This is a genomic window from Serratia sp. JSRIV004 (assembly GCF_019968705.1).
GTDB classification, from domain to species: domain Bacteria; phylum Pseudomonadota; class Gammaproteobacteria; order Enterobacterales; family Enterobacteriaceae; genus Chania; species Chania fonticola_B.
Window position 1 is genome coordinate 157,468 of the sequence record NZ_CP074140.1, and the last position, 21,293, is coordinate 178,760.

Here is a 21,293-nt window from a genome sequence, read left to right on the forward strand (position 1 = left end):
GTTCAGCGGTAATTCTCACGCCACGTTGCTTCTGTAATGCTGTATATCCCGGTGCTACACGTAATGCAGTGTTTTTCCCCCTGGTAATGGCTCTGGCACCTGACGCAGTACCAAGACTGTACCGCGGCAGGCGCTGCAAGCCAGCCCACCGTTTTGCGCAACTGCGCGTGTCTTTCATCAGCCTTAACCTGCGGGTCCAGATTTGCACACTTCATCAGCGTCGCTACCGGAACGGTCTGCTGATCATGTTCGAACCAAGGGGCCACGCCGGGCTCGCCAACATGCAATATCAGCCTACAACCACAGGAAACGCAGGTGAGCACGCCACTGTCCCTGTTGATGGCCTCTTTTGTTGTTACAAAATGCCCGGAGTTGTCATTGGCCAGGTAACATTTCAACATGCGCATACGGTGACCTCTGACGGGTTGGCATGACGGCTGTGTTTACCGGTATGGCAAATCAGGCAATTTTGTTCCCCGTGGTAGTGGCTATCACAGCCTGCGCAAAGCCAGTCGGTTTTTCGTATCAGCGCCCTGGCATCAGGTACGTAACGACGTAGCTGCTTGATACGCTGCATTTCTACACGCTTAGGCTTGACGTAGGGGCAGTGTCGGCCTCGGGCGGTTAACGTGTTCTGCCGATGTTCAAACCAGGGGCGTTCCGCGTGATATTCCGGATGGAACGTCATCGCGCTACCGCAAAGAGGGCAACGGTAGCGGTCGTAAAGGGCAGACTGTGCTGTGAGGGCCCCGGTCAGGCGTTCATTGCCGTCTAATACCATAAAGGATTTTGCATACATCATATTGGTTCTCCGCACGACCTTACGCTTAAGGGACATCCGTCCCTGTATGGGCAGAAAGTCGTGCTATCGAAGGGAAGTGAGTGAAATCAGGTCAACGAGCGGGGTGACGTAAATAGTTAATGATTGCTGGTTTGTCAGGTAAAGATAACTGCATCGCGTTGTTGCTAAGCGCAGCATACTGGGATGGATAGGTATCGGGTTCACCACGAGCAACCCGGAGGCAAATGGTTTCCGACAGCTGAACCTGCACCCACTCGTTAGACGGGCCGATAGCTGATGACCAGGCTTTGCTGATGAGGGCGTTAACAGCACAAACTTGCGTCTGTAACGCCGCATCATGGCGGACGCTGTAGAACGTATCCTGGTTGAGCAGCAATAACATAGGGATCCCCCCATCACCCTCAGTTCCCCATAACAGGCTGATTTGGGTAGGTGGTGTTGGTTTACCTGCTAATTGGCGGCTGTTGAGAAATACGTTGATACGCTGGAGTAATGCAGCGTAAAACCGGGTTGTCAGCGTGTCGAGGGGCTGAGTTGAAGGATCGGGTAAGCGTAGTGTGATACGTAATGCGATCAGCCTCGGATAATGATCAATGGTCGCTTGCAGGGTGCGTTTGATACCGTGTTCGTCGAGTTGAGTGGTTGAGTGGGGGAATGAAGCTCTCTCATTAACATTGCCATCTCTTATTAGGCGTACCCTGGGAGCCAACCGGTACGCTGAATAGGGCGCTGTGGCAGAAAGAGCACGGTTTGGCACCCGTGTATTGCCGGTGGCATTGCGTACATATCCAGCGGGTGGGTGCGCTAACTGGATTTACGGCGTTGATCTTTTGCATGTGAGTTTCCTTGTTTGAACCATGAGAAACGCTGGCCTTGCGACATGTTCAGAGAACATCGCATACAGCAGGGAGCGCGGGATTTTTATTGAGTAAGATTGGGGGGGGCGAATGATGTTACCGACGGTGGTTGTTGCTAATACCATCCATAAATACAGGCCGTTATGCCGAATGCAGTCTTTCAACCAGGGGGGAAATGGGGTCGGGAACATCAAAATAGTCACGAAGGAAGATAAACCAACGCGCTGTCGACATACGCTTTATTGGTCTTCTAGGGGCTCCAAAGACATGATTGGGAAGAAAACCTGCATACACCCGGGCATTGGACGTTAAAACGGCACAGTGGGCCTGTGGTGATGCTTTATTCATTGATCTTAATTCGTTATCGACTACCTGCCCATTGCTTTACCAGAGATATCTCGGCTTGCTGTTGCCCTCGAGACTGTTCGATCCGCTGCCGCACCCAGGTATGAACCTCACTGTGTAGCCACCTTGAACTGCGGCCGAGCTTGATGGGCTTTGGGAACTTGCCTTCGCTGATCAGCTTGTAGAACCATTTGTCGGTCAATCCGGTAAAGCTGGTGATAAAGGTCATGTCCACCAGCTTGTCTTCCAGCAAATTTAATTCGGTAAGTTGATTACTCATGATGTCTCTCGCTGTCTCACGTTAATGGAAGACAGAAGCAAGCAGTTACCACAATCCCTTAGTTGGTCTGCGTTTATCGGTGGCTGCTTACTCTGTCATTACCATCGAGAGGTGAGTAATTAATTACTTATCGGGGATGATGCTTTCAGTTGCGGCTGGTACCAAAGTTACGTTCACCGTCCTTACTGATTTTTGAGGTTTCTTTCGCAAGGTAAGCGACTCGTTCGATAAGAGCGGTGAGTTTCTTGCCATCACGAGGATTCTTTTTGTCCAGGAAATAGCAAGGATTTCTGGGGAAGAAGGTCAAAGACTGAAATTCTGGGTAAGCCACACCTAACGCACTGGCCCAGGCTTGCTTGATCATCGCTGCCAACGTTCCCTCTCCTTTATCGAAATCGCCTAAAAACGCATAGGCATCTTTGTTGAGCAGTAATGCCACGTGGTAATGCTTCTTCTTGCCATCCTGGTTAAATTCTCTGGCCCACATGTACCGTACCGTACAGGGGTGAACCCGTTTACCTTCTTTCTTTTTACGCGCAGCATCGGCTTTAAGTTTGGCGTTCAAGGCATCGAAAAAACGCGATATGCAGGCTGAGTCGGTGCGAGCAGGGATACCTTGGCCAGGAAGCCTCAAGTCAACACGTAATGCTAGCAACCTCGGATAGCATTCTGCTGCGCATTTGATTGTTTTAAGTATTTGCCGCATATAGTGGTCATTCATTGGGCCATACCAGGTAATCGAGTTCATTTATCTTACTCCTCAGTGATTGGATGGATCCGTTCAAACGCTGAACGTCCATTACCATCGACAGAGCAGTAATGATTTATTGAGTGAGTACTGTCGGTTGTTAAAACATGCTGTCATCGATGGAGAGGCTACAAGGGGGAGAGATAATGCAAAGACCCGTTCGATGATGATGAACGTCACCTAGGGGCTTCTGGTAAGGCATACGAAGGAAAATGGATAGCAAGACTAATTTCCATTGATTATTAAAGGATTATCCCTATCGGTTAACCCGTAATCGTTCCACATCAGCAATCATCAGGCAGAACACTTTCCCAATAGGACTTTAAAACGCGCTGTACGCCACGTAGAGAGGCTTAGGTAGCAAAGAGGTAACCTTGGTTACCCTGGAGGGTAACTAAACGCTCTGAAGGGTATTGGTAACGATTTGGGGTATATGACTGATATTATTTATAATTAATTATCATGACGACGACGTTAACCTGACTTCCTACGTGAATAACCTCAAATACCCGCCGTTAGCAGGCCTTATAGAGCGTCCCTTGTCTGGTAAGTAAACAGAATCAACGCAATCAGTACTACGAAGATTGGGAGAGATGGACCAACGATGGCTGTTACCTAAAGACCAGTCATTACCAGCAGATACTTAGTCATAAGGCCTGTGGATGAATCGATACCTGTACATAGAACGTTACTGCTCAGATGAACAGTAAGCTTCTAACTTAATCAGTTTGATGAACCTCTCGATAGGGAAGAGTCTAGATCCTGCATAACGTTGTCTTGTTAGTTACCTTTTACTGGCATCAACGCAGATACGATCCAAAACCCTTTACGGGTGAATGTTCGACTACTTGCTAGATGGCTCTTACGATAAGGGCCAACTCATGTTCCCTATGCATGTTCATAACATCAGATGGATCAACTCATTCCTACAGGTACACTGGTATCTTCGTATCGGTAATCTTGATGGTAACGATACGAAGTAAACCTCTCTTTGACTGGTAGGGTTCATATGGATAACTACCCTTCATGATACTTACCCCTACTGTTATATGTATATATTAAACAAACCGACGTAAAAGTGATGGTGATGACCTTTTCCTCATCCACGCTATAGCAAGCCACCTCTGGCTTTGAGCCGTTACTGATACCTAAAGTCATCTCAATAAATCACTCTGGAGTTAGTTCGAAGAGAGCGACTGCTGAGGACCGTTCATTACCCAGCAACGCATGCTGATTATAGCCTTGCTACCGCAGTAACTTTTCACTAAGAAATGAGCCGCCCCCCTTTTAAAGGCGTTGTACAGACCATTACCGTAGGCAATGACCATCGGAGCACAGGAGGACAAAATCGCAGGTCCAGGGGAGAACGTGTTTTTCATCACATAATAAATAACAGTAACTTGAAAAAAAGTGCAGCACCAAATAAAATCAAAATAAGTGCAGCACTTTAATTATTTAAAACTGCGTTTTGATTTTTATTTTTGAGGGTTTATTATGGTTAGTGAAAATAGAATTACGACGAATTTTAAATCAATTCAAATATATAATTTGGTTAGGGTTTTGGCGAAAAATAATAAAATTGGAGCTTCAAGAATTATTGAGGAAACGCTCAGGATTGCTTTTGATGAGCAACTAAAAGAACCTCAAAAACTATTAGATAATGGGACAGTTGGAAAAAACAGAAATTTACTTCCTAATAATTATTTTTTATCGGGATTAACATTGAATTTAGTTAATTTTACGGATGGGAAAGACTATACAGTTTCGCCGAGCGAGATTGTATTCGACATGAGTTTCCCATTGATAGAGTCTGAAGCTTTCAATTTCAATAGTAAAACGCAAAAATCAACCATAAACAGAATGGTGATACGAGGTGAAATCAATAGGCGATTGAAGTCAGAATTAGAGTCTTATATCTATGATTTCGCTTATCCTGACGCCATGCTGTTTTTCTTAACTAGAGCTGACGTTTCCTATAAAAAAGAAAAGCCTCTCTTTGTCAATTTTTATGCAACTGTAACCGTGTATATTCTGCCGATTCATTTAAATAAAAAGCATCTGGAAAAATATTCCTTGCTGGATTTCGCTAACATTACCTATAGGCAATTTAGTGATGTTGCTAAAAAAGGATGGAACAGATCAAAATACTCGCATCTGCTTTATATTGATGAAGTCTCACAGTCAAGATCCGGAGGGTATTTCATTGGGGTTCTCCATGAGCAAAAACAATTCACGCTGGAAGATTTCAAAAGGTTTGAAAAGGTAAGGATCCCCACTAGTGACAAGATATATTTTATTGACTTTCATCTTGATAACTCAAGAATGGTTATAAAAAGAAATCAGTCCAAGGAGAGATAAATGGCTGCTGCTTTTATGCATAATACAGATGAACCTTGGCCGTATTGGTCAAGGTTCCTTGTGCTTATTCGTTCACTACCCAGTCGATACTATCATTAGGGTCGTCTTGCTTTATTTTGCTACTCACAGGTTGATAAATATTCGCCAACTCAGTTTTGAAATAGCCCTTACATTTTATCTGTTTGATCAATTTCTTATCTTTAAAAATACCCAGGTTACTGACGGTACCGTCATTCTGTTCAGTGAAGTAAGTGACATAATCATAGTTGCCGTTACTGAAACGATAATAGACGGCCTCGCTACTGGCAAACGATACAGTTCCAAAATGCACGTTCTTCAGCTCGTTCGGTGGGTTGGGTAATTCGATCTCAGGGTTTTTGGCTGGTTTTCCATACGCGTACTTTAGATTATTGCCATCCCAGGTGATCCGGACGGCGCTGCCATTTTGTAACTGGCAGGACATGATATTGGTATCGGCTTCTGCCGATGCAGCAAATGCCAACAAGGTCACTGACAAGGAGATAACTAACTTAAAGCGATTTTTCATACTGTCATTCCTTTGTTGGAGACTTCTCCCTGCGGAGAGCTATTCATTGAGTAATGCACTAATGGCTGAAGGTCTCAGCCATTAGTGGTAAACGGGTTAACAACGACAACAGGCGCTGCACCCGTAGCAGATATCGCATAGTGAGCATGCGCTATCATCACAAAACTCACAGACGCCCATGAGTGTGCATATCCGGGTGTTGCTCGTTGAGCTGACGTTTCTTAGCGCGTTAATCTTCATTCATACCTCCGGTCTGGCTTACGAGTCGCTGGTTTTTGAGGGAGTGAGGATAGCTGTCGCGGTACCTCCAGCCACGGCTCCAGTGGTAGCGACTGCAACCGTGCCACCAGCCATACCTAACCCCCCTGCAGATATAGCCCCACCGCCCAATGCCGCCAGTGAAGCGTTTGTCAGGGCTGCACCAGAAAGTGTACCGATGGCGGTGCCTGTACTCGCCGTCCCTAAAAAACCCGCTGCACCAGCAGTAGCGGCGATGGCAGGGGCAAAGCAGAATGCGGCTCCACCTGTTGCTGCGGTCACGGCCACAGTCGCGATCACTTTCACCGGGTTTTCAGCCACATAATCAATCCCACCACTGACAGCTTCCTTTATGTCGTCAAAGAGACCGCACAGCCCGTAGGTACTGGTATTATCAAAAAGGCCCATTTGGGTACCTCGCTATATTGTTAAAAAAAGTCCGCATAAAAATCACCTCAAGTTTCACATTCATTTTTTCTGATCACTTTCCTCCTTGATGTTATAGGTCGCTTGCTTGTTGCTCTGCCGAGGCAGAGGCGTAGGTAACCCCTTCCTGATTCTGTAAAACTGACAGGAATACCATTACTGCGCTTTTCAAAGATGGGGGAAATAGTATGCCGTTAGTTAAGAATGCATCGGCCTGATAGGCGTTACCGTGAATATGCATCAGGTTATCGGCCATGATGCATTGTGCAGTACCGCCCACGGTTCTTGCATTATCCCGGATGATTTGGGTTGTGGTGCGGCATGCGATTTTAGAAAGCTCCCTGGTATTGGCTTTCTTTGAACTTAATTGACTGAATCCCGTCGTCAAAATGACGACGATAAAGATACTCCCCCCGATGATGTTGAGCCTTCTCAATAAATACCACGGGTAAAGCAGGGACCACCACGGACAGGGGGGCTTGTTAGCTGCTGCGGTAATCGCAACCCTATCTTGTTTAACAAAATACCAGTGAAATCCTAGCATTAAGAGAACAGTGGCAACCAAGGCCCGCACAGGCGATAAGAGAAGCAAGAGGGAAGCCAGCAGAGGGATTAACACCAAATTATTCGGTATGGGGCTTTTTGCCTCGCCCATAAAATTATTAAAAACAATGGGTAACATGGTCTCTTCATCCTTGTTGTTGAAACTGCAGTCCTGCATACAGAGGTCATACGGTTCCTGTTGCCTTCACTCTTCGCTGCCAGCCCTCCATCCATCACTAAAATCCCGCATCGTTATGCGCTCTCCAACGTGATAGGCCCAACCTGTGACAAGACAGGTTGCCGCTCCATAGATTAACATTGATCGTTAAAAGTGATCAATAATTAAATATTGATCGTTAAAATCGATCAAGAAAGTTATGCTAACACCCATTGCAAGGAGAGCGCTGATAAGGGGGTAAGGATGAAAAATCAATTAAAACAATATGGTTGTGAGTCCACCTTTGAGAATGGAACGGTGGCGGAGGACAAAATTCACTTGAAGGGAATTTCAGCCCTACATCACCTCAGTGAGGCCACTACCTCATTTTTCTTTTCCTTACTGAGGGTTCATACCATGAGTCAGCATTCAGGGTTCTCCCTGCTTGACCAACACCTTTCTGCACTGCCTGCTTCTCTGCGTGAGCATATCTTGCAGCGCTTGCGCCATTCCCTGTGTTACCAGCCGGTCATCGGCATCATGGGTAAAACAGGTGCCGGTAAATCGAGCCTGTGTAATGGGTTATTTAACGGTGAGTGTTGTGCCGTTAGCGATGTTGATGCTTGTACCCGAGAGCCTCAGCGTCTGACGCTAACCGTGGGGACACACTCGCTCACCCTGATGGATTTACCCGGGGTTGGGGAGAGTCAAGAACGGGACGCGGAATATGAAGCGCTCTATCAGCGATTACTCCCTGAGCTTGATCTTATCCTTTGGGTTATCCGGGCTGATGACCGGGCCCTGGCTGCTGATGAACATGTTTATCATCAGATACTTAAGGTCAGCCATACACCGCACCCCGCCATCCTGTTTGTACTCAGCCAGGCAGATAAGGTCGATCCTTCACTCACCTGGGATAGCGTGAGTCAGCAACCTTCACGGCAACAGCAAGACACGTTGCAGCGCAAGATCAATGCGGTTGCCGCCGGGTTCCAAGTCTCCCCCGCACATGTCATCGCTATCAGTGCCATCACCGGCTATCAGATGTCGTCTCTGGTGGAAGCCATGATTTATGCATTGCCTCGCTATGCCAGCAGCCATGTTTACGCCCATATCAATGCTTCTTGCCGCACCGAGATAGCCGTCGATAAAGCCAAGGAAGACTTTGGCGATACCGTGACGGAAATCGTGGATTGGGCCATTGGCTCCGTACCGGTACCTAACGCCCTAAAAGCACTGGTCCAGTCCGTTAAAAACACCGTTAAACAAGTGGCAAAGACGGTCTGGGACTGGTTTTTCGGTTAACCCTCCTGTTTTTGGCCTTGTGCCATTAAACAAAAAACACATCAACAACAAGGAAATAGACGATGAATAAATTACCTAGCATGACATTGGCTGCGCTGCTGGTTACGGCGAGTGCATCCGCTGCGGTCAGTGAGCAAACGTGGGGCGATTGGTTCGGCAATACCGGCGGTATGGAGTTCGCGCTGAACAGCATGAACAAAGCGGGGGAGCAATTGACAATCAGCTGCGGTGATCACCAGATGGTAGTGACGTATCAACAGCTTAAGGAAAACTACAGTGCGAGCTCGGTAGAGGGGTTGAAGGATGTTTACCTGATGATCAACGGTAAAAAGTACGGACTGGACAATGACGAACCAGCGGTCGGGGGTAGCATCCCGGCGCAGCAGGCATTTGACGCGCTAAAACAGTCCGGCCCGAAAGACAAGATTGCGTTTACCTCGCTTCAGTCAGGGGAATCAAAACCATTCAGTGCCCGTGGTTTGGCTCAAGCTTTGAAGGCGGTTTCCTGGCAGGACTGTCTGGACCAGCCTTAATCAACGTGGAATAACAGGCGTATGGATATCCGCAGCCTGACAGTAGAAGCGCGTTCTATTACGCCGCTTCATAACACCTCAGCAAACATACCTAACCCACTATCCGTGGAGCTCAGTAAGGAAACTTAACCATGTTAAAAACTGTTCTTGCAATCACATTACTTGCTACCAGCATAAGTACCTTCGCCGCCAACTCCCCTATAACGGTTCAATCTCGGGGGATTTATATTGGCAATAATGCCAATCTTCCTGCCTGGCAGTTGACGCTGACAAGTGTGGATAACGACATTACCGTTCAGTCGTTCACCCTTAACCGAGGTAACTGCGTTATTTCTTATCCGGGACGGGGGAAAGGCGTCAATAAACGGCTGCAATACGGTCAGAGCCTATCGTTCTCCACACCCAGTAATAGCGGCTTCACACAATGTAGACCCTTGGAGTTAACGGTACAGACCAACAAAGGCGCATTTACCTTTAACTGGCAATAATTGAATGTCTTAAAGCGACAATATGCGTTGACGTACAAGATCGTCATCACCCCATAAATAACGGTGTTACGAAGGCTTGTAGTACGCGTAGCTGATCCACTGAAACATTTATCCCCTATGAACAGGCTCCCCGGTTTTTCCGGCGGAGCCTGTTTTGTTATTGGCTTGTTCCACATCAAGAGAGTGAAAATGAACGCTCAGGTAAACACAAATACAGACATCGGCATGATCACGTCTACCGTAGTCTCCGATCGTCAAAGAATGAATTTCTGGCCCCGGCATTTTGGTCAGGTTTCTCGCTGGATACTGATAGAACCCCAAGTCTTCAGTTGGTTAGATCGCTTATGTGATGACTATCAAGGTGACTACTGGGATTTTCGTACGTTATCCAACGGTGGAGCCTACCTGATCCCCTCAACAGACCAGGTATACACGCTGTTCAATGCACTCAACGGTAACGAGGCAACGATGAATCGGGAAGCGGTGGGCATCACTGCCTGCCTGATGACCTACAGTCACCACGCCTGTCGGACCGAAAGTGAGGCTATGACGGATCATTTCTATCGACTGCGTGCATACGCTCTACAACACCCGGAAAGTAACGCCATCTTCTCTTTAATTGATTGACGTTCCAGGAGGTTCTCCATGCCTTATGCCCAGATGCTTTCACCCTCACCGGTATTTACTCGTGATCAGCAGAACATCATTAGCCAGGCTCTAGCGATACTCGAAACCCAGTTGCAGTGCCGACCTTATGCAATGACCTCACCCGAAGTGGTCAAAACCTGGTTGCGGCTCCATCTGCACCCACAAACGCGAGAATGCTTTATGGTGCTGTATCTCGATAACCGCCATCGGCTGATTGCCAGTGAAACGGTCTCCGTGGGCACTTTTAATGCCACTATCGTCTACCCCCGAGAAGTCGTGATACAGGCTTTGCGTCATCAGTCCGCTGCTGTCGTTATTGCACATAACCATCCTGCTGGAGATCCGACACCGAGCGAATCTGATCGTACGCTCACCGATCGGTTGGTCAATGCGTTGGATATGGTCGGTATCCGGGTATTGGACCATCTGATAATTGGCGACGGTGAACCGGTATCACTGGCTGAACGAGGGTGGTTACCATGTTAGCAACTTTCCCACAGCAAGAGCCTGCACTGTCTCGAGGCCTGCAATGCAGTTCGGCGCATATCAGTGAGGAGGACAATGCGTTGCTGTACCAGGTTTCCCATTATCAGGATGAGTTTAGCGATGGGGAGTGGATACATTTTACGGGGACGGGTTACTTGATCCGGCTGGATGCGTGGACGCATCCGATATTGCAACTCAGGCGGCTTGGGCTTTCTAAAGCCTGTCGTTATCTGGTTATCACGCTGATGAAACGCCATCAACTGACCTATCTGCATATTGATGCTCTGGGTGAGGTATTACCCGGTTTTGCCACGTTCGGTTGGTAACGCTTCTCCACGTTCAATGCCTCATCTCCCTATTATTCCGCTACTTTCTAGGACATTCCAACATGAATAGACATGCTGCGCCTACGTCTGGCGTATTCCATTTTCTTCAGCACAATACTGTTCTCCCGCAGGCTTGGCATTCCTTCTGCCAGGTCGCCATCCAGGCTTACCTGAAGATGCGGGAATATCCCGATACGTTGGGCTTAACCACTGCTCCGGTTATCTGTGAACACACAGGCAATCGCCCGTTACGCTTTGACGACAGTGTGATTGGGTTAGGTATGATCGGCTTCAATGGGGATCGCGCAGCCCACCAGGCGGGGGATCCGTTTTTACTGTACCGACGTCAAACACCCCATGCGCCGATCCGGTGTGATACGCGGGGATATCCTTACCAATGGCTGGTGGTGGCTACGCTATTACTGGCGAATACCTACAGTCCGAATTCCTGGACGATTGAATCCGATGTACCCCTGAAACAGTGGCACTCAGTCGCTTACTGGCTGGCCCAACGCTGCCAGTTACCGGTTTCTCCGCTTAAAGGTTAATCGCTATGAAGGCTATCGATAAAGTACTCCATACCGCCCCCAAAAAGCCTGCCTTGATCGAATACCAACAATTGCTCGCTTGGTTACTGGACCACTGCTACGGACTCACGCTCAACGACACGCCATACCACGACCCACTGGCTATTGCCCAACAGATTGAGTATGGGGTGACCGTACGTGAAACCATCAACGAACTGGTTCAAAAGTTCGACCTGGTACGCGTTGACCGTCCTGGATTCAGTTTGTTGGCACAAGATCCGACCCTGAGCGGCAGCGATATGTTGCGGGTTCGCAGCGCTCTGGGGCTGCGAACCCCCATTAATTCCCGCCTGGTTTAACCCGTCTAAACACATCTCGTTAATTCACTGACTCACCAGCCAGGCTGGTGGTGTTGTGCATATTAAGGAAAATATCATGGTGAAAATCCCCGATCCAAAAGCCCCGAACAACATTCCTGACCCTACACCATTCTGGGGCCTGCAACCTGACATCACACCGCGCTTGGGAGCTCGGCTGGTACAGCAGGGGGCTCATCTGCATTTTCTGAGTGACCGAGCTGGCTGTGTGGGTGCTTTTTCCCCTGAGGCTATCCAGGCTCTTGAGCTGGCATTTCCTGTGTTGGTTGAAACGCTGGAGACACTATTACGGTCTGGTGAGCTCGGTCCACGCCGCCAACATTGTGTTGCTGTTCAGCATGCGGGTTTTACCTGTGAAGCCGATACGTTGGGCAGTTTTGGTTATGTGTATATCGCCGTCTATCAAACGGCACGGCCACCCGTTGCAGAGTAATAGCCCAAACAGGCACAGAACATCCTATCTCAACCTTTCCCCCAGCTCGCGCAGATGCGGGCATTTTTGTTTTTGAGGATCCCGATAATGTCTCATTCGTTAAGTACGGTTACTGAAAACTCTGAAGTTCTTATCGGCCACACCGAACTCATCTGTTCGACTGACATCGAACGTTTGGTAACAGGCCGTGAAGTTGCATTGAAACAGATTGAAGCGTTGATGGTTCAACTGCAGGAGATTGGCAGTCTGATATTCAGTATCGGTGGCGGTAAGCTGGAAGATTGGGCAGTGCAATCTGGCCATCGTTACGGATGCCACCTCACTCTGGAACAAGATAAAGGTCTGGCTGCAATCACTCGCCAGATCGATCGCAAACTCTGGCAAGACCTGATGAATCGCTCTGGGATGCTGGCGTTGATGGACGCGCAAGCCCGCGATCATTGGTACAAGAGTCTGGAGAGTAAAGACCTACCCGCCATCAGTGAGGAAAGCATCTACAGCACGTTTGAGCAGTTGCACCATGATAAGGGGGAGGTGTTTGAACGTGGTGTGATTAACGTTTTTAAAGCGCTTTCCTGGGACTATAAAACCAACAATCCTTGCTGCTTCGGCAAGAAAATTATCGTTAGCAATTTGGTCAGCTACAACAAGTGGGGGTTTACTCTGAACCACAGTTACCGGCGTGACCAACTGGCGGATCTGGAACGTGTGCTGCACTTGCTAGATGGCAAGCCGTTGCCTGATAATCGAGGGGATATCACCAGTCGGTTATATGAGCATATCTGTGCAAATAGGCTGGTGGCTAAGGATTACCAAGATGATTACCTGAGCATTCGGTACTTTATGAAAGGATCGGCGCATATCGTATTCAGAAAGCCCGAATTGATTGATAGGATGAATGATATTGTCGCTAAGCATTACCCAGGAATGTTAGCCGAAAAATAGGTGGAGTGTAGTATGTTTGCTACGGTGAAAGCATAGCTAAAGGAGAAATGGCAGGACATGAAAGCCCGCATTCATTCCAAGCTAATATGTTTAAGACGTTACACTTTCATTCGTGATTGATTTTAAAGGTCTTGTTGATTTCGATCAAGCTGACTGAGCACTGTATGGACTGTTGAACGAAGACTAACGACTTTAAGTGGGCGACGGTATCTGCAGCTTTGCTGCGGAGACCGTCCGCTCAGTGCCAAAAGCAGACCTTTCTAAAGCTATTGCGTGTAAAACAACTAGACGCATGTTAGCCACGCAAATTTTATTACGTTGTTTTTACGATGGGTTTTTGACAAAATGGCTCACTAGTCATTAATTTTATTTAAGAAATGAAGCAGAACAGAAGGATTTTTGTTTATATTTATAAATTTCAAAAAGTAGTGCTATGAGGTGATTTCAGGTTCAGTAGTTTATCAGGGTGTAATGGAAGATATAAAATGTTAATATTAATAGATACGAACATATTTTATAATAATTGGAAAATGTCTAGCGCTATGTTTCAAGTCCTGTCTAATTTTATTAAAAACACGACAGGAAACCAACTTGTTATACCTTTCGTTGTATTCAGGGAGGTTCAAAAAAAATACAATGAGGAACTCGAAAAGTTACAAAAAGAAATACTTCAACTGAAAGGACGAGTAAAGAAACTCTCAGAGAATGAGTTTCATATCGATGATTTTAATGATGAAATTAAAAAATTTAGCTTTCAAAATGAATTGTTAAAAATGTTCCCCCGCACACACATTATATCATCATCATACATTGATAATGACCTGTTATTAGATAAGGCAATTTTTTCCAAGCGGCCATTTAGAGACAATGAAAAAGGCTATAGAGATGCGCTAATCTGGAATGGGCTGACGCAATATTTACACAATAATAAAAAAGGAGATGAAATTGTTTTTATTACAAATAACTCACATGATTTTATGTCTCCTGACAAACAAAAAAAAGAGTTCCATTCTGATTTAATTGAAGATCTAACCAATCTTGGTTTACATAATGTTTTTTCAATCTATAATTCATTAAGTGAATTTATAACTGAGCATGTAGATCAAGAACTACATAGTTTTTCACATAGAAATATTGAGGAGATAGAAGAGAGGTACATAGAAGCTATTGAGAGTGAATTTGAAAGTTTCACTCCTGTTTATATGGAGAATTTAAGTTTAGATGACTGTGCATCTCTATATGATTCATCTGGTTTTAATGGGGCAATAATTAGGAAGTGTAAACACTTTGACTTTGATGTTATAGAAGGAACAGAAGACCCTTCAATGTATTCAGGATATAAACTACCTGATAATAAATATGCATTTGAATATTCTTATAATTTTAGAATATGTAGCTTTGAATTTTACATTGATACGGGTATTTATCATCAAAATAAAGATGTTATAATCAGTGAGTTTATGAATATTGAAATCGGTCAAACAATCACAAGATTTTACTCTTATCCAAGAATCTATTTCTATGGAAGTGGTATTATTGATTTAGTCAGTAATAACATTGAGAAAGTAAATATTGATAACTTGGATGTGAGAATAAAATTCTAATTCGAACATTTGTTTTACGAAAGTATTGCTGTAAGTATCTCGATTTACCGGGCTAATAATTTTTAGAACCCCTCCAGTTTCCCCTGGAGGTAAATGTCCGCTATTCGCTGTGAGTTCAACCGATGGATGCAACACATTGGTTAAAACGCTCAGCGGGTGATTCATAGTCTAGCGTTTTTCTTGGCCTCTCGTTGAGCTGCCTGGCAACACTGTTTAGTCTTTGCTGGCTGTGAACCGATAAGTCAGTTCCTTTTGGAAAATACTGCCTGAGCAATCTGTTCGTGTTTTCATTTGAGCCACGTTGCCAGGGGGATTGAGGATCACAGAAGTAAACCTGTATATCTGTGGCTACAGTAAACCGGGTGTGGCTGGTCATTTCAGCGCCCCGATCCCATGTTAATGTTTTATAAAGTTCAACAGGTAATTCCCGGGCTTGTTTGATAAGTGCAGATATGACCGTTATGGTCTTGTTGTCCCTGATTTTGGCCAGCATAACAAAGCGGGAATGGCGTTCTACGAGGGTGACGATATAGGAGTTTTTCGAGCCCTGGATCAGGTCACCTTCCCAGTGACCTGGTATAGCTCTTTCTGCGGCTTCAGGTGGCCTTTCGCTGATAGGTATCGCATCAGGGATTGACCCTAATCCTTTCCCTTTTAGCGATGACGTTCTGGATCTACGCACTACTCTTCCGCTTCTGAGGCATTGCTGCAGTTCTTTTTTTAATGCTCCCCGGGTTTGTATAAAAAGCGTTTTATAAATCGTTTCGTGTGACACATGCATTTCCTGATTATCCGGATAACAGCGTTTCAGCCAACCGGCGATTTGTTCCGGCGACCAGTCCTGATGCATCTTCTCTGCAATGATTTTACACAATGTGGGGCTTTCAATTAGCTTGCAAGGTTTTGGTCTCAGGGCACTTTCCCACGCAGCAGTATCCGCTTTTGCTGCACGGTATTGTTTTGCACCACCGTGCCTCTTGATCTCGCGGCTAATCGTTGAGGGGGCTCTTGATAATTTATCAGCAATGTCCCTGATACTGCGTTTTTCTACCAGTCCTCTGGATATCTCCTCTCTTTCATCAAGCGAAAGCGCTAACCGGTGCCTCTTTCGGACAGGGGGACGGTATCCACCAGTCTGGTGGATAGTGGGCATGATAGAAGAATGATATCTGTCGAACATTCTGGCGATATCATGCAGGGAATCACCTTGCTTATACCTATCCCAGATAATCGCTTTCTGTTCTGGCGTGTAGTAAATGCGCGTTCTTCGTTTCATGGCAACGTCCCCCCTCGTTTAAGGATAGCGTTGCTTCGACCCATTGAACTCACAGCTCTTAGCAGACTACACGACTCTTCAAGCGGTCCGCGTCGTGCCAGATATAGTCATTCACACCCTGAGAATTACACTTTCAAGTGATCCAGGGTATGCGCTTATTGGTCGCGAATATTATGCTAGAATCATGTGATATGATGATTGCCACTTTTCAACAACCCCACCTTCGAATTGCGAATAATATAGTGATGTCACAGATTAAGGTGAATGCCAGTTAAAATATATTATGCCCAAAAGGCAGAGACTGGAACCAGGTACACGATGATTAACGCACGGCACATTTTTTAATGCACACGAAGGTGATAAAAATTGTGAGCTTCTGCTCTTCGATGACTTTACAGGTATACAATTTGGTTAATTAGTACCATAAGCGAAGGTTACTAAAATTACGGCATGTTAATCAATAAAGAACAACTCAGTACTAACACATGTCCGCTAATGCGGACATGTGTTAGAAAAGAATACAACAGATAATTAGATTTTGAATAACTTCAGATCAACATCTAAATGTTAAAGTAGCATAATAAACATATCATCTGTTTTTTGGTTCAAAGCTTAAACGTTCATTTGACCATATTTCATTATTCAATTTTATTTTAATACCATCTGGAAAACACTTAAATTCATAATTGTCAAATTCTGGCTGTTCAATGTCAGAATGGAAATTATCAAATGTTTTATTTTTGAGTGCTGAAGATAAGCTTTCAGAGAAATCAATTTCAATGCCAATTGACTTCAAAAGACTGGTGCTCACATCGTCTAAATCATCAAATAAGCTGTAGTACCCTTTAAGATAATGATTTAAATCCGTTTCAATTTCAAGTGAATTAATAGAGGTGTCTTCGGGATCTTGAATGTAAACCCTTAAGTATTCATCAAAGTAACTCTGACATGCAACTCTTAAAACGGGATACTTTCCACTAATTTTACTTATTACTTTTGTTTGATTTTTTGCTGTTATTTGTGCTGCGTCATCATATTTATTTGATCTTCCTTTTGCTTCAAAAACAACAAATTCTTGCCTTTTATTTAGACCAATTAAATCTGGTCTAGAACGTGTTGTTTTTCTTGTGAAAATATCTTTATTTACATATGCAACATGCTGTAACCAATGAATGCCTAATAATTTACATGCTAATAGTTTAGACATCGTCATCCCTAAAGAAAATGAAACAAATACTTTTTCTGTTGGATCCATTTCTTTGTAAACATTGGTTTTTTGAAGAAAATTTGATTCTAATTTCAATGATGTCCAAATTAACATTGCACGATTAATGATTTCATAAGCTGAATATATACCGTGCTTAGTTATGTGCCGCGTATTTCGTTTGCCAACGGTTATTGCAGCCCAAATAATTTCATGCCAGTCAGTATACAGGGTATGGCTGCCACTTAGTTGCTTTCCATATATTTTTTTCGGGAAATCATCAGCTATATAATTAATTTCAATCGTTTCTTTCAAAATATCCTCTCCTAATTAAGCTTAGCTTTACGATTAGAATAGCATCACTTAGATTTTAATTTTCGCAGTTTTGCCTTCATACGCTAAAAGTGCCGTTAATTGGTTTACTACTACTGATTGGAGTTGTAGGACCACCAACACTAAGAACCATGTTAACTGTAAGAATGATGCTAAACCTAAACAGCCATCACGAATACATATCCTCATAACTAATTGATAATTATGTTAGTTTCAACCCAATTGCTATACGTAGACAATGTCTTTGGCAAAAATCAGACTTTCTAAGAGAGTCGAGGCAGACAAAACTTCCGCTTTTCGCTCAGAGCGGACCTAGTCTCGTTCTTGTTGATGAGTGCCAAAGCGGATATTGCTAAACTTATATTATTTTCATTTTTGGGGAGATCAATCTTTCTCTTCTAAACGTCTCCTTGAAAAAACATATTTTTCTCCAAAGGTATTTTTTTCAAAGAGTAATTATCTTGGGATAGCCCCATCTTGCTCACCTCAATACCAGTGCCAATTAATTCACTAACGAAATTTTGAAGCTGAAATGGTGCTCGACAGCCTATCACTATTTCTTTAATTAATGATTTATCGATTTTTTTCACCCCCCATTTATCCGTAATAATTCTAAATTCTTTTTCGTAGGCCCATGGTAACCCTTTATGGAGGAATATTGCGGAAGCAAATTTTTCTAAATCTTCAGTAAAGTAATTAAATTTTGGAATCGAATTGGTATAATTGACGTCACCAAAGACAGCACAATCATCAATACAATTAACAATACTGTCATCAAAACCAATGCAAAATCCTGTATGAGAATGGGCGTAATGTGACCACATGAGATAATTATTATTATCTCTCGTTAAACAAATCGTACCATTCTGAGTGAGGTATGCTTCTCTAGTTGAATATCCCACATGCCATTTAGCATGGTCATCAAAACTGTCGTTCCATTTTTTAAAATCAGTATCTAAATGATTAGGGTTATCTGAAAAATACTTTCCCTTTATAATGTCAGGCTCAGCATCAAAATTAAATATCACCTTAAATTCAGCCGGATCATTAAAATAAACAGGCTTGCTTGCAAACATAGTACCTTTTTCAATAAAACACTTTAAATATTCTATAACTTGTTCAATATTTTCATGACCTACATATTTATATAACATTTTCACATCCGTCTATTTAATCTAAGATATACTTTTTAAGTATTAGTTCGGTCAATATCAGAGTCAGTTAATGAAGCCGACATGCCCTGCTATAGGATACCACTGATTTGAAGCACGGGGGAAATTCACCGGAAAGTACCAGCGTAGAGAGGAAACTAGTGGCCCGCTCTTCGTTGATCAATACACAGTAATGGAAGTAATTCTTTGCGAGCTTCCGTTCCTCGCTCATAGTAGATCAGAGGTCTCTTCGGTTGCTTACTAAGAGTTGAGAACTGGTGTTATACAATTCAAAGTAAGGTCCTTTTCCATAAGTCGAAATATTTTGGCTTTTCGCTAATATTATAATTATTACTTGTTCAATAGCTGAGCTAACTTTTCCCTGTCATTAATAAGTTGCTGTTTAATATGTGAGTGCCCTCTATTTTTATATCTTGAGTTAAAAGCATGAAATGTCTGTAAGGGTAATAGTCTCTGAAGCCGTTTTTCTCCCAGCTTTTCAACCAACCAATTTTGAATGTCATCATTGAAAATCACATGAATATAATGAGACTCTTTATGCAATGCAATAGCACTTACTTCGGTAACTTTGAGAATATCCATTACGTCTTTATCAAAAGTAACGATGTTCGCTACATAAAAGGCAGTTCCATTACGATCTGGGATTGAATTAGTAAGGAAATCCATCATTCTTACCATACCGAGATCTCTTGCACAATTCCTGATTAAACTTAAGGGGTCTTTCTGATTTTGCAAACTGTGTAGTTTTTGAGAAAGCTGTGTTTTATTGCTACGAAAAAGAATATCCGCACAAATAATTAGCTCTCGAAACATAAACATAGATAAATCATTGTTTGCCACATTCATAAGCTCCTCAAATTTGTTCTCTGATGAGCGATTCGAACCATACTCAATTAATTTGGTTTTGATTAGAATCAACTCCATAAAGTCGGTTAGAGAATCACTTTTCGAAATGCTACCAATCTCTAAGTCAGCGTAAAATTTGCTCAATAAAATATCTGCTTTTTTCTTAGCATCCTGCGAATAATTATTCCTAAATTCTTCACCCCATGCTAGGCTTAGATTTTTATTGATCATTTCAATGGCAATAATTGCACTAATTGTCTCTCTTACTTTCTCAATACTTTTCGCTGACTTATTATGCTGATTCTCAAGTAAGTATAAGTAAGGATTGAGATTTTTGATTTCATCAAAATCGATATTTCTAGCCATTGTAATACAATTATTAATTACGTCATTTGTAGGATTTTCCTCATATGCTAGTGAGCGGATATAGCTTGCAGCATTTGAATCCAAATAAGTTCCCATGCCAATTTTAAATGCTAAGGTTCCAGTATTGGAAATCACCTCATCATCAATAATCCAAAGAGAGTTTCCACGAAAGATAGTGGAAACAAAACATCTCTCATCGAATACCCGCCTTCTTAATTCGAAAGGGCCATTTTTGGAGGCGTCAGCATAAATGAATCTCCATTTTTTTAAAAAATCCTTTTTTTCAGCGTACCGACATAAAGCTTCAACTCGATCAATAGAAGAACCAACATATTGTAAAGTTGTAATTAAATCGTATTGTTCACCACTACTATTCATTTCCATAGACAATATCCTATGATAAAGGTAAGTTACTCATTAAAATTAACATATTAAATTGAGGCTGATAAATACCATATCACAAAGAAAATCTAATGCCAACTCTTCAAAAATGCAGGGTAACGAATCAAAACCATACCCACCTGCTTTGCGCCTATTTACACTCGTAGGAAAAGTAAATTATTATCTAAAGGGGCTTGTTATTCTAATCTGTATATGTGATTACATTTTTATCATGAATACATCTGTCTGGTTTAAAGTGGACTATTCATTAATAAAATATATAGTTTTTCGGAAACGATGAACAATGTGCCTAAGCTAACACCTACTTCTCTCCGACTGTCTGATTAGGTAGAGTCTTGCAACAGAATGCTGTTAGATCTAGCAACATAATGAGCTTCAAAATGGATCTCTGGCATACTAAACAGATACTGCATTGTAGGTTGGACTGAAGAGGAGGTGGCGTGACAGATAAACACTTAACCCAACTCCCTGTAGAGAAATTTTTTACGTTTGCCAGCGATGATTACGACATGCGCGTTGAATGCCGCTTTGAGCACAAAACATTGTGGCTGCTTCAAGCGACCATTGCGAAGCGTTACCAGGCACTTCTGAAACCGACACTAACAACTAGCCTCCATGCCCCACTCCCCACAAGCAAAATCATTTGGGGGCACAATAGGGGGCACCAACCAAAATCCAACACGATAAAACTGTGTAAATTC

At 43.6% G+C, this 21,293-nt stretch carries 25 protein-coding genes and 1 pseudogene; 13 read left to right on the top strand and 13 right to left on the bottom strand.

What is annotated here, in order from left to right; translation table 11 throughout:
• Positions 1-2: 2 nt before the first annotated feature.
• The 6 genes from KGP21_RS00640 to KGP21_RS00665 form a co-directional block, all read right to left on the bottom strand.
• A complete protein-coding gene (locus KGP21_RS00640; RefSeq protein WP_223536884.1) occupies positions 3-407 on the bottom strand; it encodes a zinc-ribbon domain-containing protein in 405 nt (134 codons plus the stop codon).
• Positions 395-799 (bottom strand): zinc-ribbon domain-containing protein, encoded by a 405-nt coding sequence (locus KGP21_RS00645; RefSeq protein WP_223538555.1) that lies wholly within the window; start codon positions 797-799, stop codon positions 395-397. Before KGP21_RS00645 ends, KGP21_RS00640 begins: the two co-directional genes overlap by 13 nt.
• Positions 800-893: 94 nt before the next feature.
• Positions 894-1,511 (bottom strand): inovirus-type Gp2 protein, encoded by a 618-nt coding sequence (locus KGP21_RS00650; RefSeq protein ID WP_223536886.1) that lies wholly within the window; start codon positions 1,509-1,511, stop codon positions 894-896.
• Positions 1,471-1,638 (bottom strand): zinc-ribbon domain-containing protein, encoded by a 168-nt coding sequence (locus KGP21_RS29665; RefSeq protein WP_223536888.1) that lies wholly within the window; start codon positions 1,636-1,638, stop codon positions 1,471-1,473. The genes KGP21_RS00650 and KGP21_RS29665 overlap by 41 nt, the downstream gene beginning before the upstream one ends.
• Positions 1,639-2,020: 382 nt before the next feature.
• Positions 2,021-2,284 carry an AlpA family transcriptional regulator gene (locus KGP21_RS00660; protein ID WP_223536890.1) on the bottom strand — a complete coding sequence of 88 codons (264 nt, stop codon included), beginning with the start codon at positions 2,282-2,284 and terminating at the stop codon, positions 2,021-2,023.
• A gap of 145 nt (positions 2,285-2,429) precedes the next feature.
• On the bottom strand, positions 2,430-3,032 hold the full coding sequence (locus KGP21_RS00665) for an inovirus Gp2 family protein (protein ID WP_223536892.1): 603 nt from the start codon (positions 3,030-3,032) through the stop codon (positions 2,430-2,432).
• 1,494 nt (positions 3,033-4,526) lie between these two features.
• Between KGP21_RS00665 and KGP21_RS00670 the strand changes: the two genes are divergently transcribed.
• Complete coding sequence (locus KGP21_RS00670; protein ID WP_223536895.1) at positions 4,527-5,390, top strand: hypothetical protein; 864 nt, start codon at positions 4,527-4,529, stop codon at positions 5,388-5,390.
• 64 nt (positions 5,391-5,454) lie between these two features.
• On the opposite strand, the gene KGP21_RS00675 is transcribed toward KGP21_RS00670, so the two are convergent.
• From KGP21_RS00675 to KGP21_RS00685, 3 genes are all read right to left on the bottom strand, one after another.
• A complete protein-coding gene (locus KGP21_RS00675; RefSeq protein ID WP_223536897.1) occupies positions 5,455-5,937 on the bottom strand; it encodes a hypothetical protein in 483 nt (160 codons plus the stop codon).
• Positions 5,938-6,195: 258 nt separating this feature from the next.
• Positions 6,196-6,603: a hypothetical protein gene (locus tag KGP21_RS00680; protein WP_223538559.1), complete on the bottom strand. Its 408-nt coding sequence runs from the start codon at positions 6,601-6,603 to the stop codon at positions 6,196-6,198.
• A 91-nt stretch (positions 6,604-6,694) separates the two neighbouring features.
• On the bottom strand, positions 6,695-7,303 hold the full coding sequence (locus tag KGP21_RS00685; RefSeq protein WP_223536898.1) for a hypothetical protein: 609 nt from the start codon (positions 7,301-7,303) through the stop codon (positions 6,695-6,697).
• 435 nt (positions 7,304-7,738) lie between these two features.
• On the opposite strand from KGP21_RS00685, the gene KGP21_RS00690 reads away from it, so the two are divergent.
• The 11 genes from KGP21_RS00690 to KGP21_RS00740 all read left to right on the top strand — a co-directional run bounded on the left by KGP21_RS00690 (position 7,739) and on the right by KGP21_RS00740 (position 14,993).
• On the top strand, positions 7,739-8,626 hold the full coding sequence (locus KGP21_RS00690; protein WP_223536901.1) for a GTPase family protein: 888 nt from the start codon (positions 7,739-7,741) through the stop codon (positions 8,624-8,626).
• 62 nt (positions 8,627-8,688) lie between these two features.
• On the top strand, positions 8,689-9,159 hold the full coding sequence (locus KGP21_RS00695; protein ID WP_223536903.1) for a hypothetical protein: 471 nt from the start codon (positions 8,689-8,691) through the stop codon (positions 9,157-9,159).
• A 131-nt stretch (positions 9,160-9,290) separates the two neighbouring features.
• A complete protein-coding gene (locus tag KGP21_RS00700; RefSeq protein WP_223536905.1) occupies positions 9,291-9,647 on the top strand; it encodes a hypothetical protein in 357 nt (118 codons plus the stop codon).
• Positions 9,648-9,836: 189 nt separating this feature from the next.
• Positions 9,837-10,274, top strand: coding sequence for an antirestriction protein (locus tag KGP21_RS00705; protein WP_223536907.1), 438 nt, complete (start codon positions 9,837-9,839; stop codon positions 10,272-10,274).
• A gap of 18 nt (positions 10,275-10,292) precedes the next feature.
• A complete protein-coding gene (gene radC / locus KGP21_RS00710) occupies positions 10,293-10,781 on the top strand; it encodes a DNA repair protein RadC (protein ID WP_223536909.1) in 489 nt (162 codons plus the stop codon).
• Positions 10,775-11,107 carry a DUF5983 family protein gene (locus KGP21_RS00715; RefSeq protein WP_223536911.1) on the top strand — a complete coding sequence of 111 codons (333 nt, stop codon included), beginning with the start codon at positions 10,775-10,777 and terminating at the stop codon, positions 11,105-11,107. Before radC ends, KGP21_RS00715 begins: the two co-directional genes overlap by 7 nt.
• A 62-nt stretch (positions 11,108-11,169) precedes the next feature.
• Entirely contained in the window at positions 11,170-11,655 is a 486-nt protein-coding gene (locus KGP21_RS00720; RefSeq protein ID WP_223536913.1) for a hypothetical protein, read from the top strand.
• Positions 11,656-11,660: 5 nt separating this feature from the next.
• On the top strand, positions 11,661-11,993 hold the full coding sequence (locus tag KGP21_RS00725; protein ID WP_223536916.1) for a TA system toxin CbtA family protein: 333 nt from the start codon (positions 11,661-11,663) through the stop codon (positions 11,991-11,993).
• Between the two features lie 76 nt (positions 11,994-12,069).
• Positions 12,070-12,444 (top strand): type IV toxin-antitoxin system YeeU family antitoxin, encoded by a 375-nt coding sequence (locus KGP21_RS00730; protein WP_223536919.1) that lies wholly within the window; start codon positions 12,070-12,072, stop codon positions 12,442-12,444.
• A gap of 87 nt (positions 12,445-12,531) precedes the next feature.
• Positions 12,532-13,389 carry a DUF4942 domain-containing protein gene (locus tag KGP21_RS00735; RefSeq protein WP_223536922.1) on the top strand — a complete coding sequence of 286 codons (858 nt, stop codon included), beginning with the start codon at positions 12,532-12,534 and terminating at the stop codon, positions 13,387-13,389.
• Between the two features lie 485 nt (positions 13,390-13,874).
• Complete coding sequence (locus tag KGP21_RS00740) at positions 13,875-14,993, top strand: PIN domain-containing protein (protein WP_223536926.1); 1,119 nt, start codon at positions 13,875-13,877, stop codon at positions 14,991-14,993.
• A gap of 115 nt (positions 14,994-15,108) precedes the next feature.
• Here the strand turns inward: KGP21_RS00740 and KGP21_RS00745 are convergent, their stop codons facing one another.
• From KGP21_RS00745 to KGP21_RS00760, 4 genes are all read right to left on the bottom strand, one after another.
• Complete coding sequence (locus KGP21_RS00745) at positions 15,109-16,269, bottom strand: IS30 family transposase (protein ID WP_223536928.1); 1,161 nt, start codon at positions 16,267-16,269, stop codon at positions 15,109-15,111.
• Positions 16,270-16,858: 589 nt separating this feature from the next.
• Entirely contained in the window at positions 16,859-17,788 is a 930-nt protein-coding gene (locus tag KGP21_RS00750; RefSeq protein ID WP_223536930.1) for a hypothetical protein, read from the bottom strand.
• Between the two features lie 416 nt (positions 17,789-18,204).
• On the bottom strand, positions 18,205-18,960 hold the full coding sequence (locus KGP21_RS00755; RefSeq protein ID WP_223536932.1) for a DUF2971 domain-containing protein: 756 nt from the start codon (positions 18,958-18,960) through the stop codon (positions 18,205-18,207).
• A 348-nt stretch (positions 18,961-19,308) separates the two neighbouring features.
• Positions 19,309-20,574, bottom strand: coding sequence for a hypothetical protein (locus KGP21_RS00760; RefSeq protein ID WP_223536934.1), 1,266 nt, complete (start codon positions 20,572-20,574; stop codon positions 19,309-19,311).
• A 458-nt stretch (positions 20,575-21,032) separates the two neighbouring features.
• Between KGP21_RS00760 and KGP21_RS29670 the strand changes: the two are divergent.
• A pseudogene (locus KGP21_RS29670) lies at positions 21,033-21,173 on the top strand (hypothetical protein); the annotation flags it as partial.
• Between the last annotated feature and the right edge of the window lie 120 nt (positions 21,174-21,293).

What these genes read in the sequence shown, in the direction of transcription:
- KGP21_RS00640 (WP_223536884.1), bottom strand. Translation starts at nt 407, where the DNA reads ATGCGCATGTTGAAATGTTACCTGGCCAATGACAACTCCGGGCATTTT.
- KGP21_RS00645 (WP_223538555.1), bottom strand. Translation starts at nt 799, where the DNA reads ATGTATGCAAAATCCTTTATGGTATTAGACGGCAATGAACGCCTGACC.
- KGP21_RS29665 (WP_223536888.1), bottom strand. Translation starts at nt 1,638, where the DNA reads ATGCAAAAGATCAACGCCGTAAATCCAGTTAGCGCACCCACCCGCTGG.
- KGP21_RS00660 (WP_223536890.1), bottom strand. Translation starts at nt 2,284, where the DNA reads ATGAGTAATCAACTTACCGAATTAAATTTGCTGGAAGACAAGCTGGTG.
- KGP21_RS00665 (WP_223536892.1), bottom strand. Translation starts at nt 3,032, where the DNA reads ATGAACTCGATTACCTGGTATGGCCCAATGAATGACCACTATATGCGG.
- KGP21_RS00670 (WP_223536895.1), top strand. Translation starts at nt 4,527, where the DNA reads ATGGTTAGTGAAAATAGAATTACGACGAATTTTAAATCAATTCAAATA.
- KGP21_RS00675 (WP_223536897.1), bottom strand. Translation starts at nt 5,937, where the DNA reads ATGAAAAATCGCTTTAAGTTAGTTATCTCCTTGTCAGTGACCTTGTTG.
- KGP21_RS00680 (WP_223538559.1), bottom strand. Translation starts at nt 6,603, where the DNA reads ATGGGCCTTTTTGATAATACCAGTACCTACGGGCTGTGCGGTCTCTTT.
- KGP21_RS00685 (WP_223536898.1), bottom strand. Translation starts at nt 7,303, where the DNA reads ATGTTACCCATTGTTTTTAATAATTTTATGGGCGAGGCAAAAAGCCCC.
- KGP21_RS00690 (WP_223536901.1), top strand. Translation starts at nt 7,739, where the DNA reads ATGAGTCAGCATTCAGGGTTCTCCCTGCTTGACCAACACCTTTCTGCA.
- KGP21_RS00695 (WP_223536903.1), top strand. Translation starts at nt 8,689, where the DNA reads ATGAATAAATTACCTAGCATGACATTGGCTGCGCTGCTGGTTACGGCG.
- KGP21_RS00700 (WP_223536905.1), top strand. Translation starts at nt 9,291, where the DNA reads ATGTTAAAAACTGTTCTTGCAATCACATTACTTGCTACCAGCATAAGT.
- KGP21_RS00705 (WP_223536907.1), top strand. Translation starts at nt 9,837, where the DNA reads ATGAACGCTCAGGTAAACACAAATACAGACATCGGCATGATCACGTCT.
- radC (WP_223536909.1), top strand. Translation starts at nt 10,293, where the DNA reads ATGCCTTATGCCCAGATGCTTTCACCCTCACCGGTATTTACTCGTGAT.
- KGP21_RS00715 (WP_223536911.1), top strand. Translation starts at nt 10,775, where the DNA reads ATGTTAGCAACTTTCCCACAGCAAGAGCCTGCACTGTCTCGAGGCCTG.
- KGP21_RS00720 (WP_223536913.1), top strand. Translation starts at nt 11,170, where the DNA reads ATGAATAGACATGCTGCGCCTACGTCTGGCGTATTCCATTTTCTTCAG.
- KGP21_RS00725 (WP_223536916.1), top strand. Translation starts at nt 11,661, where the DNA reads ATGAAGGCTATCGATAAAGTACTCCATACCGCCCCCAAAAAGCCTGCC.
- KGP21_RS00730 (WP_223536919.1), top strand. Translation starts at nt 12,070, where the DNA reads ATGGTGAAAATCCCCGATCCAAAAGCCCCGAACAACATTCCTGACCCT.
- KGP21_RS00735 (WP_223536922.1), top strand. Translation starts at nt 12,532, where the DNA reads ATGTCTCATTCGTTAAGTACGGTTACTGAAAACTCTGAAGTTCTTATC.
- KGP21_RS00740 (WP_223536926.1), top strand. Translation starts at nt 13,875, where the DNA reads ATGTTAATATTAATAGATACGAACATATTTTATAATAATTGGAAAATG.
- KGP21_RS00745 (WP_223536928.1), bottom strand. Translation starts at nt 16,269, where the DNA reads ATGAAACGAAGAACGCGCATTTACTACACGCCAGAACAGAAAGCGATT.
- KGP21_RS00755 (WP_223536932.1), bottom strand. Translation starts at nt 18,960, where the DNA reads ATGTTATATAAATATGTAGGTCATGAAAATATTGAACAAGTTATAGAA.
- KGP21_RS00760 (WP_223536934.1), bottom strand. Translation starts at nt 20,574, where the DNA reads ATGGAAATGAATAGTAGTGGTGAACAATACGATTTAATTACAACTTTA.